The sequence below is a fragment of the Streptomyces sp. NPDC002076 genome, assembly GCF_053593835.1.
Window position 1 is genome coordinate 348,496 of the sequence record NZ_JBSFDI010000003.1, and the last position, 13,384, is coordinate 361,879.

Consider the following 13,384-nt stretch of genomic DNA (forward strand, 5'->3'; position numbering starts at 1 on the left):
TTCGGGGGTTCCTGTGGCGGTGCGTCGGGTGCGAGCAGGCCGAGTTCGTCGGGTGCCTCGAGTCAGGGCACCTCCGTGGGCTCGCCCGGGCTGGTGTCCGGCAATACCGTGCAGGCGCCGGTCGATGTGCCGGTCAACGTGTGTGGCAACACCGTCGATGCCATTGCCCTGCTGAACCCGGTGTCCGGGGGTTCCTGTGGCGGTGCGTCGGGTGCGAGCAGGCCGAGTTCGTCGGGTGCCTCGAGTCAGGGCACCTCCGTGGGCTCGCCCGGGCTGGTGTCCGGCAATACCGTGCAGGCGCCGGTCGATGTGCCGGTCAACGTGTGTGGCAACACCGTCGATGCCATTGCCCTGCTGAACCCGGTGTCCGGGGGTTCCTGTGGCGGTGCGTCGGGTGCGAGCAGTCCGAGCTCGCCGAACGTCCCGGGCCAGGGCGACTCCGACTCAAGCTCCGTGGCGACTCCCCCGGGACAAGCCCAGACTCCTCCCCCGGGACAAGCCCAGACACCTCCCCCGGGACAAACCCAGACACCTCCCCCGGGACGAGCGCAGACACCTCCCTCGAAGAGTGGCGGGGATACTCCGTCCACTGCCCACCTTCCGGCCCCCCGGCACCCCGCCGCTGCCGAACAGCAAAGGTCCGACAGCTCCACCGACCAGGTGCGGTCGTCGGACATGACCCCCATGCACATCAGTGGCCCCACCCGCGCCACCCTGGCGGCCACCGGCAGCGGGGCCATGCTGACGGCCTCGGGCATCAGCTCTGTGCTGATCGCGGCCGGCGTGACCCTGTACCGGCGAAGCCGAGCCGCACACCAACGATGATCTGCCGGGGGCCGGACGTGGCGACGTCCGGCCCCCGCAGCCGACCAGTCGACGCGACCGCAGCAGGCCGTCGGCTGGAGCGCACCGACCCGGGGCGGTCGGTGTCCAGAAGGGCCCTCCTGGCGGTCGTGCCGACCAGGAGGGCCCTCGCTGTGCCGACAGGCGTGGCATTGCTGGTCGGTCCTCTCGAAACCGGTCCTCCTCAGATCACTCTTTCGGCGGCACAACCCTCCTGGATACCGCGCGTTGACATGACATCGGGCATTCGCCCGGATGCTGTTTTTTCAATCCAAGGAGCATTTCCTCATGTCGCGTATCGCGAAGGGCCTCGTCCTCACCTCCGTCGCCGCCGCGGCCATCGGCGGCGCCGCCGGCCTCGCCGCCGCCGACAGTGGCGCGAACGGCGCTGCCAACAACTCCGCGGGCGTCCTGTCGGGCAACACCGCCCAGCTGCCGGTTCACGTGCCGACCAGCGTCTGTGGCAACACCGCCGACATCATCGGTCTGCTGAACCCGGCGTTCGGCAGCGGCTGCACCAACTCCTGACGTCTCAGGCCCTCCGTCGACCGGCCGCCACCCCACAGGGGAGGGCGGCCGTTCGCGTGTTCCTCGGCGCACTCGCGGCTGCCCTGAACAGGCGGACGGCACCAGCTTTCGCCGGGTCGGCCCGAGAGGTCATCTTGTTCGGCTTGCTCGAAGGCCAGGGGTGCGGGCGAAACTCCACCGCCTGGTCCTGGAAAGCCCGGCTCAAGAAGGCACCGCCGTGCGACGCCCTGTCACGGGATCTGTTCGAAGACCCCGACACCGCGTCCGACTGCGTCGTATCACGGGCGGGCGGTGGGACTGCGGCACTGCTCGACGCAGGCGGAAATCATTGGGCGGGTCCATGCGCCGTACGGGTGGGAGAAAGGTGTTGCAGCAGTGCAAACGCCGTCTCCTGCTACAGCATGGGTTCAGCAAAAGCTGCTGGTCGACCGCACACTTCCGGTACGCCGGAAAGACGAAACATGGGCCGCGTCGGCCGCCGAGGTTCTTCTCCACCGGTGAAGCGGTCCCTTTCTAATCCTATGCCTTCTCGGCTTCAGATGGATTTAGCGGTCTCGGATGCGACAAGAGGCGTGATGCACCAAGAACCCACCAGACCGTCATCGGCTCGGCACACGCTGAGGCATCGTTCACCAAGGCCTCCGGCATGGCGCCGGGCAACAGTCCTCTCAACGCTGCTCACTCTGCTCGCGATGTGCATGAGCGGCGGTCTTGCCCACGCTCGCCCACTGTCGGTCGGTACTCACCGTGCCGAGAGTTCCGGGAACCGGACATCGACCGGGTCGCAGGACCCCAAGGACGTAGTCGAGTTCGGGTGTGCCCACCCGAACTCTCCCGACATGGCTCGCTGTTTCGGTCTTATGGTGGGACACCGAACCGCCGGAGGGCAGATTTCGCCAACTGTCAGTGGGTCTCCGACCAGCGCCGGCTACACACCGTCCGCCCTGCGATCGGCATACCACTTGGGCAGCACGTCCGGCTCGGGCCGCACGGTGGCCATCGTCGATGCCTACGACGATCCGAAGGCCGAGTCCGACCTGGCGGTGTACCGAAAGTCCTATGGCCTTCCCCCGTGCACCACGGCCAACGGATGCTTCAGAAAGGTGAACCAGAACGGGCAGACGTCACCGCTTCCGCCGGGCGACTACGGCTGGGCGGAAGAGATCAGCCTTGATCTCGACATGGTCTCCGCCGCCTGCCCCGACTGCCGCATCCTGCTGGTCGAGGCAAATTCGGCTTACACCTCCGACCTGATGAAAGCCGAAGATCAAGCGGCCGCCACACCCGGTGTGACATCCATCTCCAACAGTTGGGGCGAGTCGGAGACCAACGCGGTGCCGTCCGATGACGTGCACTTCAACCATCCCGGTGTCGCCATCACCGTGAGTTCCGGTGACTCCGGCTACGGTGTGTCCTGGCCCGCGTCTTCCCCGTATGTCACCGCGGTCGGCGGGACGTCGCTGGTCAAAGCGTCCAACTCCCGCGGTTGGAGCGAGACGGCATGGCGCGGTGCCGGTTCGGGCTGCTCGGCCTATCAGCCAAAGCCTGCTTGGCAGCACGATCCCGACTGCAGCCGGCGGACGGTTGCGGATGTGTCTGCTGTCGCCGACCCGTATACCGGGGTGGCCACCTACGACACCTACAACAGTTGCGGTCAGAGCAGCTTGTGCGACATCTTGATCTCCGCCGGCCTGGTACAGGGTGCCGACGGCTGGATCCAGGTGGGCGGCACCAGCGTGTCCTCTCCGATCATTGCCAGCGTCTATGCGCTTGCGGGCAATGCCGCATCGACCGTCTACGGCTCCTACCCGTACAGCCATACCTCGGCACTCAATGATGTGGTCTCGGGCAGCAACGGCGCTTGCGGTGGAAGTTACCTGTGCACGGCACGTCCGGGCTACGACGGCCCGACCGGGCTTGGCACGCCGAGTGGAGTCGGGGCCTTCTGAGGGTTGCTGGGCAGACACGGGGTGAGTAGCACCGTGGTCCGTGCCGGCTCAACAGGCACGCCCTCGGCACCCGAACAGCCGCTGTGATGGTGTCCCGCCAAGTGGTGCAGGAATCCGGACCGCCTCGCTCCGGCGACCGCCGCTGTGCCGGTCTTTCCTCATCGGCGCAGCGGCGTCTTCCTGTTTCGCGTCGGGAGCGCACAGCACACCCGGCTGCTGGACGGCCTGCCGTTGCAGAGCTGACGCACCTGGGCGGTGTTCGAGGGGCGCCGAGAGGCGTCCCTCGTTCGTATGGACAGTACGAGCCGCTGGTCCGGTCGAGTGAAGCGTCGTCGGACTGCTTCCGGGACCGTCGATACGATCGCGCGGTGACCTCAACCTCAAGCGCAACCCTGCCCTCCGGCCTCGCCGACCTGGGCACGATCGTCGTGCTGGCCTGGAGCGGAGAGGCTCCCGACGGTGACATGCCCTACCTGCTCGCCTACTCTCTCGGCGACGCCGAGGGCGGACCGGAGGCCTCCTCCTCCGCCGTGCGGAGGCTGCTGGAGAGCAACGGGCTGTCCGTGGGCGGTGACCTGGTCGACGGCAACGGCCGGCCCGGTCTTCCCGTCAGCCTGCTGGTCGAGGCCGGCCAGGCCGTCCTGCGGATGAAGCAGCTGGTCGCCCAGGCCGCCGCGCCCCCGGAGTGGCTCGCCGCCGTCGGCCGGCGCGGCTACGCCTACCTCGTCTTCACGACCCGGGCCTGGCCCGAGGGAGAGCCCGGCAAGCCCGTAGAGCCGGCCGCGCTGGCCCAGTTCGCCGGCGCCGAGCAGACCCTGACCGCCGCAGCGCACGTCGTCCTGCCGGCGACCAGCCTGCGCGGCTGATGCCCAGGACCCTGGCGGGCGGCAGAGGCTTCGGACTGCTGCTGGTGATCACCGGGGCGGCCGGACTGCTGGCCTCCTGGGTCATCACTCTCGACAAGTTCAAGCTGCTGCAGAACCCGAACTTCGTGCCCGGCTGCAGCCTGAACCCGGTGGTGTCCTGCGGCAGCGTGATGAAGAGCCCCCAGGCCTCGGTGTTCGGATTCCCCAACCCGATGCTCGGCCTGGTGGCCTACGGCATCGTCATCTGCGTCGGCATGAGTCTCATCGCGGGTGCCCGCTTCCCCGGCTGGTACTGGCTGCTGTTCGAGGCAGGCTGCCTGTTCGGCGTCGGGTTCGTCTCCTGGCTGCAGTTCGAGTCGCTGTACCGGATCAACGCGCTGTGCCTGTGGTGCTGCCTGGCCTGGGTCGCCACGATCCTGATGTTCTGGTACGCCGCCTCGCTGATCGTCCGAAACGGTTTCCTGCCCGCACCGGGTTGGCTGAAGAGCTTCTTCGCCGAATTCACCTGGGTGCTTCCGGTCCTGCACATCGGAGTGGTCGGCATGCTGATCCTGACCCGCTGGTGGGATTTCTGGACGAGCTGATGAGTGGCCGGCCGCCATCGTCGCGGGCGCCGCGGCCGCCGTGGGAGCCGCAGCCACCCCGCCGCCGCGGTCGGCGCGGTCCCCGTCCCGGTGCCGCTGGAGGGCCTCTCCCAGTCCCTCGGCATGGAGGTGCCCAAGGCCGGCCTGGAGCTGCCGCTGCTGACCCGGGCACGCCCGACGGCCCGCGCTGTGTCACCGGGCGCCTCCTGCCCGACCGGACCATGCCCCAGCTGCCCGTCCGGCGTCGACGCCCCTGCCTGCGACCCGCGCGCCTTCGGCCCCGGCCTGAACATGGACGCCCCCTTGGCCCCCAACCCGGACAACTTCGGCCTGCCGGACCTCGAGCTCCCCGAGGCCGGCGCCCTCGCCCCGGCCGTCCAGACGGTCGCGGGCGCGAACCTGAGCAGCGGTCCGGGCCGGTAGCCCCAGCGCCCGCCCGGCCCCGACCGTGACCCTCCGTCTCCTGCGCCCGGACCGTCGTACGCACCGGATGGCCCTCAGGCGGTGATCCACGGGCCCTGGACGAAGGAGTTGCTCAGCGGCAACGGCAGGTTCCTCCCCCGTCCGGGTGGGCTCAGGGCAGTCGCCGTACGGGGGAACCGGACAGATAGGCGCGGATGTTCTCCACCGCCTGGCCGTAGTACGTCGCGTAGTTGGCCCGCGAGACATAGCCGAGGTGGGGCGTGGCGAGGAGGCGGGGCGCGGTGCGCATCGGGTGGTCGGCGGGCAGCGGCTCGATGTCGAAGACGTCGACGCCGGCGCCCGCGATCCGGCCCTCGTGCAGCGCGGCCAGCAGGGCGTCCTGGTCGACGACCGACGCCCGGGAGGTGTTGATCAGATAGGCCGTCCGCTTCATCAGGGCGAGTTCGGCGGCGCCGATGAGGCCGCGGGTGCTGTCACCGCCGGGCACCTGGACCGAGACGAAGTCGCTGTCGGCGAGCAACTCCTCCTTGGAAGCGGCCAGTTCGACACCATGCTCGGCGGCGCGCTCCTCGGTGAGGCGCGGGCTCCACGCGCTGACGTGCATGCCGAAGGCGAGCCCGACCCGGGCCACCCGCCCGCCGATCCTGCCGAGGCCGAGTACGCCGAGCCGGGCGCCGTGCAGATCGGTGCCGACGGTGGACTGCCAGGGGCCGCCCATGCGCAGCGCGGTGTTCTCCTCGACGATCCCGCGGGCCAGCCCGAGCAGCAGAGCCCAGGTCAGCTCGGCGGGCGGGATGCCCGAACTGTCGGTGCCGCACACGGTGACGCCGTGCTTCTCGGCGGCGGCGTAGTCGATGACGGTGTTGCGCATCCCGGTGGCGACGATCAGCCGCAGCCGGGGCAGGCGAGCGAGCAACGAGCCTGGAAACGGGACGCGTTCGCGCAGCGTGACCACGATGTCGTAGTCGGCGAGGGCGGCGGCGAGGGCGTCCTCGCCGCCGAGGTGCTCACGCAGGGCGACGACCTCGACCCCGTCCTCGATCACCGACCAGTCGGCCGACTCGACGGCCACACCCTGGAAGTCGTCCAGCACCGCACAGCGCAGTCGCACGTCGTCCCTCCCTTTCCCGCGATGACGGTTACGACTGGTCAACAAGGGTGCCGGGGCCTGCCATTCCGGATGAGCGAACCCGAACGCATATGCCCGAACCGGCACGCCCTTCGACGCGCAGATCCCCGTCAACCTAGTCGCCGTCCCCTACACTTTCACTGTCACACAGCGTGAGGACTAATGTGAGAAGCGTGATTGAAGCGCTGCGTAGCCCGCGGCGCCCCCTAGTGCTCGGCGCAGTGCTGACCGTCGCGCTCGTCGCGCAGTCGGCTGCGCTCATCGCCCAGCAGATGCAGATCGACAATCTCCAGACACAGCCCATCGACCTCCAAGAGCGTCTCCAGCCCGGTCCCCCCGGTCCCTCCGGCCCTTCCGGTCCCCCCGGTCCGCCAGGACCCATCGGCCCACCGGGCAAGGACGGGACGGACGGAAAGGACGGCCAGGACGGGAGGGACGGCCATGAGGGGAAGGACGGCAAGGACGGGAAGGACGCCGTCGCCCCGCCGGCGCCGGCGTCGAGCTAGTCCGACTTCTCCACTCGATCGGGAACGGAGGGGTGTCGGCCGCCCCGGGCCCGCTCGCTTGGGGTCGAGTCCCGTCCCTCGCACCATCGCCGTCAGGCAGCATGAGGAGCAATGTGAGTAGCGTGGTCGAGGCGTTGCGTAACCCGCGGCGCCGCCTTGTGCTCGGCGCGGTGCTGACTGTCGTGTTCGTCGCGCAGTCAGCTCTGCTCGTCGTCCACCAACAGCAGCTCGACGAAATCCAGGGAAATCGCATCGACCTCCAGGGGAACGGCGTTCTGTACGGCCCCTCGGGGTCGCCCGGCCCCTCCGGTCCCTCTGGTCGGCCGGGTCCCACCGGCCCGAGGGGTGTGACGGGTCGGCATGGGAAAGACGGTCATCGCGGCAGGAGGGGGCACAACGGAAGGAGAGGGAGGGACGGCATGAACGGGCGGGTCATTCGCTTGGAGCCGTCGCCGCACGAGACCGAGTAGAAGATCTTCGGCCCATCGCCGTAGAAGGCATTCGCCCCGTCGCCCGACCGGACGGGGCGGCACATCGGCGAGTGGGTGCGGGTTCCCGGCGGCCGGGTCACACGTCCGCGCGGCGGAACGCCCCCGCCACGTCCAGCGCGACCCGCGCCGCCCGCCGCGCCGCTTCGGTCTGCTTGGCCTTCTTGTCCACGGTCATCTCCTCGTCGCCGGCGTCGCTGACGCACTTGAGCATCGCCCCGCCCACGAAGTCCTTCGCCTTGAACGCCTCCCAGATCGCGTGCAGCACCCCGTGCGCCTCGGTCTCCACCCCGCCGAGGTCGGCAGACAGGCCGAGCAGCCGGGCGCGCAGTTCCGAATCCCGCCAGGCGATCACCTTCTCACCGCTCGCGAAGTCCTTGACCAGCAGCTCGCTGTCACCCAGTGACGCGTCCAGCCTGCCCTGGATGTCGAGCCTGGTCACGAGCCGCAGCACCTGTTCGTCCGTCCGGTACACCTGCGGCCGGAGGCCGCCACCCTCCGGTCTCACCTTCTCCGGGCCGTAGTCGAACACCTCCCGCGCCAACAGCACGTCGCCCAGCGACACCCCGCGCTCACCGAAGCCGCCGCACACCCCGACCAGGAACACCAGGTCCGGCCGGAACGTGGACAGCAGGTCGCGCGTCACCGCCGCCGCCGACTGGCCACCCTGGTCGGTGGCCTGCGTGGTGACCACTCGGACAGCGGGTCGACCTGCCGAGACCAGCTCGAAGACGTCGTAGTACCGGCCGTCGCGCTGCACCTCGTTCGCGGTGATGCCGCGCTCGTCGAGCGCGTGGAAGAGCGCCTTCGTCTCCACGGGTACGGCCGTGAGCAGGGCGACGTGGTACTCGTCACCGGTCCTGGACGCGGACACTTCGAACCTCGATTTCCGTTGTTCGCGGAACCCGGCGAGCACCGCCTCGGGGTTGCGGGTGAACGACTCGACGTCGGCCTGCACGCGCCCGCGCTCGGCCAAGGCCTCTCGTTCGGCGGCCAGCGCCGGCGCCAAGTGCGGGTTCTCCGGCGGCTGGTCGTCGATGAGCTCCACAATGCGGGAGAACACCCGGTTCGCAACAGGCAGGGGCAGCAGGCGCAGTTGGGTGAGCGGCGGGATGACCGTCGCCCAGTGGGTGTTCTTCTGCACGAGCAGGCGGACGAGGCTGGGGAGCAGGGATTCGGTGTAGGCCGGATCGTCGGCCGCGGCGCGCACGACGGCCGTCGCCGCGACGCCCAGCACGCCCGCGTTGGTGTCCCGGGGCCGCTTGTCCGGCCGCGGGCGCTCGGGCGCGATGATGAACTTGATCAGGTCCGCGTCCGCCTCACCGGCCCGTGCCAGCCCTTCGAGAGCCGTCGTGCGGCTCAACGGGTCCTTGTCCTCGCGGATCACGCCGATCAGCCATTCCTTCGTCCTCGGCTTGATCTCCCGGCGGGCCACCAGGTCGACGATGGCCCCGCGCAGGGCGCGTCCGTCCTGGTTGCGGGCGGTGAACTTGAGCCGGTCGGCGACCTCCGTGATCCACGCCTCGTCCCCGGTGTCCAGATGGGTGAGGGAACCCACGGCGGCGCGGCGGGTCAGATAGGTCTCCTCCGGGTTGCCGATGGTGGCCCGCAGGACCTCCGCCGCCGCCGTGTCACCCAGGTGCCCGAAAGCGTTGGCGGCCGATCCGCGCACCTTGTCGTCGGTGTCGTGGAGGAGTGCGTCGGTGAGCGGGGCCAGGGCACCGGGGGCGTTGACGCGGCCGAGGGCGTTGGCGGCCGCCCCTCTGGTGTAGGTGTCGGTGTCGTGGGCGAGGGCGGTGGTGAGCGCGTCGAGGGCGCCGGGGTCGCCGATGCGGCCGAGGGCGGTGGCCGCCGACGTCCGGGCGAAGCTGTCGGCGTCGCCGGTCAGCGCGGTGGAGAGGGCGGGTACGGCGCCGGGGTGCCCGATGCGGCCGAGGGCGCTGGCGGCCGATCCCCGGACGATGGAATCGGGGTCGGTGAGCGCGGTGGTGAGCGCGTCGAGGGCGCCGGGGTCGCCGATTCGGCCGAGGGCGCTGGCGGCCGATCCCCGGACGATGGAGTCGGGGTCGGTGAGCGCGGTGGTGAGGGCGTCGAGGGCGCCGGGGTCGCTGATGTGTCCGAGGGCGTTGGCGGCCGATCCCCGGACGATGGAGTCGGGGTCGGTGAGCGCGGTGGTGAGCGCGTCGAGGGCGCGGGGGTCGCCGATGCGGCCGAGGGCGTTGGCGGCAGACCCCCGGACGATGGCATCGGTGTCGTCGGCGAGGGTGGTGGTGAGCGCGTCGACGGCGCCGGGGTGACCGATGCGGCCGAGGGCGTCGGCGGCCGATCCCCGGACCTTGGTCTCCGTGTCGGTCAGCGCGGCGGAGAGGGCGGGTACGGCTCGGAAGTCGCCGATGCGGCCGAGGGCGTTGGCGGCCGATCCCCGGACGATGGAGTCGGGGTCGGTGAGCGCGGTGGTGAGGGCGTCGACGGCGCCTTGGTGGCCGATGCGGCCGAGGGCGTTGGCTGCCGATCCCCGGACGCTGGCCTCGGTGTCGTCGGTGAGGGTGGTGGCGAGCGTGTCGAGGGCGCTGTGGTGGCCGATGCGGCCGAGGGCGTTGGCGGCAGACCCGCGGGCAGTGCCGTCGCCGTCGGCCGAGGCGGCCTTCAGCAGGGCGGGGACGGCCCTAAGCGCGCCTATTCGCCCGAGCGCGGTGGCGGAAGCGCCGCGGACCGAGGCGTCGAGGTCGTCCAGCATCGCTGCCAGCAGGTCGTCCACGTCCTGCTCACCGCCGTTGGTGCCCAGCCAGTTCGCGCTGCGGCGGCGTGCGAGCGGATCGGCTTTCCCACGCAGCCACTCCCGCCGCTTCGCGGCGAGGGCCTCGTCGCGATCCTGTTCCTTCGGTGCCGGCGTCTTGTTCCGCTTGTGCGTCCGGCGCAGGCGCTGGAGCGCCTGGGCGTCCAGCGAACCGTTCCACAGCGCGGCGAAGACGTCGTCCGCGAGCTCCGGGTCCGTGGCGTTGAGCTTCCGCAGCAGACCGCGCTGGAGCCCGTCACGCAGCACGGTCGAAGGCAGGCTGGCCAGCGCCGCGGCCAGGCGGTCGCGCGTCTGGCGCCCCTGGTTGAAGCAATGGCCGAGTTGTCGCCACAGCACTCCGCGCACCTCGTCGCTCAACACGCCCCGGTTGGCCAGGAGGACGTCCACCATCAGTTCGGGCGGCAGCGGCTTGGCGTCCGGGTCGAGCAGGTCGAGCACGGCGCTGTCCGGGTCGGGTTGCAGGCCCACCCAGTCGCCCAGGCACTGGTCGAGGTAGCCGGGGTCCAGCAGGACGGGGGGCGGGCTGGTGCTCTGCCACGCCAGGGCCAGGCCGAAGTCCACGAAGGCCGGGTGGATGAGACTGTACTGGTCGTCCGCCGCGCCACCGACCGGCTGCACCATCTGCGTGTCCAGGAACGCCTTCACCGTCTTGGCGATGTCGTCCCTGTCGTCCCTGTCGTCCCACACCCGGCCGAGCAGCGCCTTCACGTCCCGGGCGAGGAAGTCCGCGTTGCCCTTGCCCGTGGTGATCGCGGCCAGTGCCGCCGCGCACAGCGCCGCCTCCATGCCGAGCCCGCGCTCAGCCGCGTCCTTCTCCGACTGGGCCAACCTGCCCTCGCTGTTGGGCCGGATTACGGTCTGCCGAAGCAGGTCCGCGCGGCTGCGCGGGATCTCCCGGTCCTTGACGGATCGCGTGCCGAGCAGCCAGTCGGTCAGCAGCGACAGCATGAACGGGTTGGACGCCACGCCCAGCATGTCGCCCGACCTGATCTCGGCCAGCGCCTCGGTCGCCGACCCGTCGCGCATTTCCAGGTAGGTCTCGATGTCCTGCTCGCCCAGCGGCTCGATGGATATCGTCTCGACATCGCGCAGGATGGTCCGGTCCAGGTCGTCGTACTCGCTGCGGGACGTCGCCAGCACCGTGAAGTCGTGCGACCCCGCGACCAGTTTCCAGACGAACTTCCACTCAGGGCTGTCCTGCCTGAATTCGCGCTCCAATTCGTTCAACGCGTCGACCAGGAAGACCACGCGGTTCTTCTTGACGTGGGCTTTCCATAACTTCTCGTCGACGCCTGACGGGTGCTCTTGCTTGGCGAAGTCCTTGACGGTCAAACCCTGCACGTCCAATTTCCGGATCGTGCGGTTGTCGACGAGGACGCAGGGGGTCTCGCGGTCCAGGAGCGCAATCGCGTACTGCAGGACGGCGGTGCTCTTGCCGCTGCCCGCACCGCCGATCACCAGCCACGTCTTGGGTCTTGGCTCGGGTTTGGACCGGTGCTCCGGCAGTTGGTCGAGGAGTGCGTCGAACCGAAGCCGGTCGCCGGAATCGTCCGCGGAATCGCGGACCCGAAAAGTGGGGCGGAGGTAGTGCTCGACGGTTCTGGCCACCAGCCTGGCGCGCATCGCGCTGTACGGCGAACTGCTCATCCGTCCCGTATCCACTCTACGCCCCACCCCGACGAATATGATCTAATCTACCCCACCGGACCTGAGCACGCTGCCCGTTGACGTCCGTCAGTGCAAGCCGGGTTGACAGAAGACAGGCGAAGTGCGGATGACGGCGTAGGGGCCGCAACGACCACTCGGCATCAGTCCGACGGACGAGCCAAGGCGACAGCTCTACGCCGTCGGTTCGCCCTCGTTGTCGGGGCCGGGCGCGAACATGTGGCCGATGTTGTTCCACATGAAGTCCTTTTGCCAGTCGGGCTTGTCGAGCATCCAGCCGAGGAGCGCTTGCAGGACCTTCTCCTGCGACACCGTCCGGGTCTGGTAGTGCTCGGTCGGGACGCCGTCGCGGTACTCCAGCCAGTAGCTGTTGTTGTCGCGGAACCAGACCTGGATGTACCAGTCGCCCTCACGTTCCTCGTCGTGGCGCTCAAGGATCAAGTACTCGTTGCCGCGTCGCAGGTTGGCGAGCATGGTGCCCACTGCCGGCTTCGTGGGGCGCTTCACCGTGTGGCCACGGCCGTTGGTCGCAATCAGCATGGACGGATTCTGCCGGGTGGGTCTGACAGCGGCGCTGGGCGCTCTTCCGAACTGCGGTCGCCCCGCCGCCGCAGGCCACGTTGCGACGGGCCACAGGAGCGCTCGCGGGCCGCGTTGTTCCATCAGCGCATGACCAGCCACCGCGATCGGCCGTCGCTGGTTGCGCTCGTTCGGGTGCGTAGCTGGTGCGGGATCCGCCTCAGACGCCCAGGATTGACCTCGCGATCTGTCTCCTCGTGAAGGTGGAAGGACATGCCGACGTACGTTGCCTTGCTGAGCTGGACCGATCAAGGGGTCCGAAACTACAAGGACACCGCGAAGCGCGCCGAGACCTTCGGTTCAGCGGTGCAGAAGCTCGGCGCAAAGCTCTTGAGCATCTACTGGACCGTCGGTCTGTACGACCTCGTGGCCGTGCTCGAGGCACCCGACGACGAAACGGCCGCCGCAGCGCTCCTGCAGCTCGGTGGGGTGGGCAATGTCCGTTCCACGACGCTGCGGGCCTTCGGCCGAGAGGAGATGGAGCGCATCGTCGCCAAGGCGGCCGGCTGACGACCACCACGCGGTGCGAGCGGTGGTGTCCGGCGAGTCGGCTCGGTAGCCGGCCTGACGCCTGCATCCGGCGTGAACGTCCCGATGCTGTGGGTCTTGAGCCCCTACCAGGCGCATCGGCCAGGGCCTTCGTGTGTGCCGGGCCCACTCGGCACCGTGCCCACATCGCTGCTGTACCGCCCTTTGTGTGTGCTGCCGAGCGCCGGCACAGGCCTTTCATGCGACCGCCGGAACGGAGGCTGTGGGCCGTCTGCGGGAAAGTGGCCCTCGCCTGCTTGTGCCTGCGGTCGGGCTTCCTCACCGCGCTGAACAATCGCCTGGTCATGGCCTATGTAAGCGTCTCGGCGAATCGAGGGGAACGACCGATGCTCGCAGCGGAACACCCGAATCGCAGGGCTCTGCTCGCTGGTGGACTCGCGGTCTCCGCGGCCGCACTTGCGGGGTGCTCATCGACGAGTGCCACCTCGTTCACGACCAGTGCTTCGCCGGAAGCGAGCCCGACAACGCCCGCCGCAGC

At 69.6% G+C, this 13,384-nt stretch carries 10 protein-coding genes and 2 pseudogenes; 9 read left to right on the plus strand and 3 right to left on the minus strand.

Annotated elements, in window-relative coordinates:
- Positions 1-93 precede the first annotated feature (93 nt).
- The 7 genes and pseudogenes from ACWCQS_RS08820 to ACWCQS_RS08850 all read left to right on the plus strand — a co-directional run.
- Positions 94-321: pseudogene (locus ACWCQS_RS08820) on the plus strand (chaplin family protein); the annotation flags it as partial.
- A gap of 354 nt (positions 322-675) precedes the next feature.
- Positions 676-825 carry a hypothetical protein gene (locus ACWCQS_RS08825; RefSeq protein WP_451003933.1) on the plus strand — a complete coding sequence of 50 codons (150 nt, stop codon included), beginning with the start codon at positions 676-678 and terminating at the stop codon, positions 823-825.
- Between the two features lie 306 nt (positions 826-1,131).
- Positions 1,132-1,371, plus strand: a complete 240-nt coding sequence (locus ACWCQS_RS08830; protein WP_451003788.1) for a chaplin — start codon at positions 1,132-1,134, stop codon at positions 1,369-1,371.
- Positions 1,372-2,333: 962 nt separating this feature from the next.
- Positions 2,334-3,320 carry a S53 family peptidase gene (locus ACWCQS_RS08835; protein ID WP_451003789.1) on the plus strand — a complete coding sequence of 329 codons (987 nt, stop codon included), beginning with the start codon at positions 2,334-2,336 and terminating at the stop codon, positions 3,318-3,320.
- 368 nt (positions 3,321-3,688) lie between these two features.
- Positions 3,689-4,186, plus strand: a complete 498-nt coding sequence (locus ACWCQS_RS08840; RefSeq protein WP_451003790.1) for a DUF5949 family protein — start codon at positions 3,689-3,691, stop codon at positions 4,184-4,186.
- Complete coding sequence (locus ACWCQS_RS08845) at positions 4,186-4,770, plus strand: vitamin K epoxide reductase family protein (RefSeq protein WP_451003791.1); 585 nt, start codon at positions 4,186-4,188, stop codon at positions 4,768-4,770. Before ACWCQS_RS08840 ends, ACWCQS_RS08845 begins: the two co-directional genes overlap by 1 nt.
- A pseudogene (locus ACWCQS_RS08850) lies at positions 4,754-5,193 on the plus strand (hypothetical protein). The gene ACWCQS_RS08845 and the pseudogene ACWCQS_RS08850 overlap by 17 nt, the downstream one beginning before the upstream one ends.
- 151 nt (positions 5,194-5,344) lie before the next feature.
- On the opposite strand, the gene ACWCQS_RS08855 reads toward ACWCQS_RS08850, so the two are convergent.
- Positions 5,345-6,304, minus strand: coding sequence for a D-2-hydroxyacid dehydrogenase family protein (locus tag ACWCQS_RS08855; protein WP_451003792.1), 960 nt, complete (start codon positions 6,302-6,304; stop codon positions 5,345-5,347).
- A gap of 191 nt (positions 6,305-6,495) precedes the next feature.
- Between ACWCQS_RS08855 and ACWCQS_RS08860 the strand changes: the two genes are divergently transcribed.
- Complete coding sequence (locus ACWCQS_RS08860; RefSeq protein WP_451003793.1) at positions 6,496-6,828, plus strand: hypothetical protein; 333 nt, start codon at positions 6,496-6,498, stop codon at positions 6,826-6,828.
- A 567-nt stretch (positions 6,829-7,395) separates the two neighbouring features.
- Here ACWCQS_RS08860 and ACWCQS_RS08865 read toward each other — a convergent pair.
- Positions 7,396-11,760: a HEAT repeat domain-containing protein gene (locus tag ACWCQS_RS08865; protein ID WP_451003794.1), complete on the minus strand. Its 4,365-nt coding sequence runs from the start codon at positions 11,758-11,760 to the stop codon at positions 7,396-7,398.
- Positions 11,761-11,952: 192 nt separating this feature from the next.
- Complete coding sequence (locus ACWCQS_RS08870) at positions 11,953-12,318, minus strand: hypothetical protein (protein ID WP_451003795.1); 366 nt, start codon at positions 12,316-12,318, stop codon at positions 11,953-11,955.
- Positions 12,319-12,570: 252 nt separating this feature from the next.
- Here ACWCQS_RS08870 and ACWCQS_RS08875 point away from each other — a divergent pair, with 252 nt between their 5' ends.
- A complete protein-coding gene (locus tag ACWCQS_RS08875) occupies positions 12,571-12,867 on the plus strand; it encodes a GYD domain-containing protein (protein WP_451003796.1) in 297 nt (98 codons plus the stop codon).
- Positions 12,868-13,384: the final 517 nt, after the last annotated feature.

Bases quoted from the DNA above. Each gene is read 5' to 3' on its own strand.
- ACWCQS_RS08865 (WP_451003794.1), bottom strand. From the start codon at position 11,760: ATGAGCAGTTCGCCGTACAGCGCGATGCGCGCCAGGCTGGTGGCCAGA.
- ACWCQS_RS08870 (WP_451003795.1), bottom strand. From the start codon at position 12,318: ATGCTGATTGCGACCAACGGCCGTGGCCACACGGTGAAGCGCCCCACG.
- ACWCQS_RS08875 (WP_451003796.1), top strand. From the start codon at position 12,571: ATGCCGACGTACGTTGCCTTGCTGAGCTGGACCGATCAAGGGGTCCGA.
- ACWCQS_RS08830 (WP_451003788.1), top strand. From the start codon at position 1,132: ATGTCGCGTATCGCGAAGGGCCTCGTCCTCACCTCCGTCGCCGCCGCG.
- ACWCQS_RS08825 (WP_451003933.1), top strand. From the start codon at position 676: ATGACCCCCATGCACATCAGTGGCCCCACCCGCGCCACCCTGGCGGCC.
- ACWCQS_RS08845 (WP_451003791.1), top strand. From the start codon at position 4,186: ATGCCCAGGACCCTGGCGGGCGGCAGAGGCTTCGGACTGCTGCTGGTG.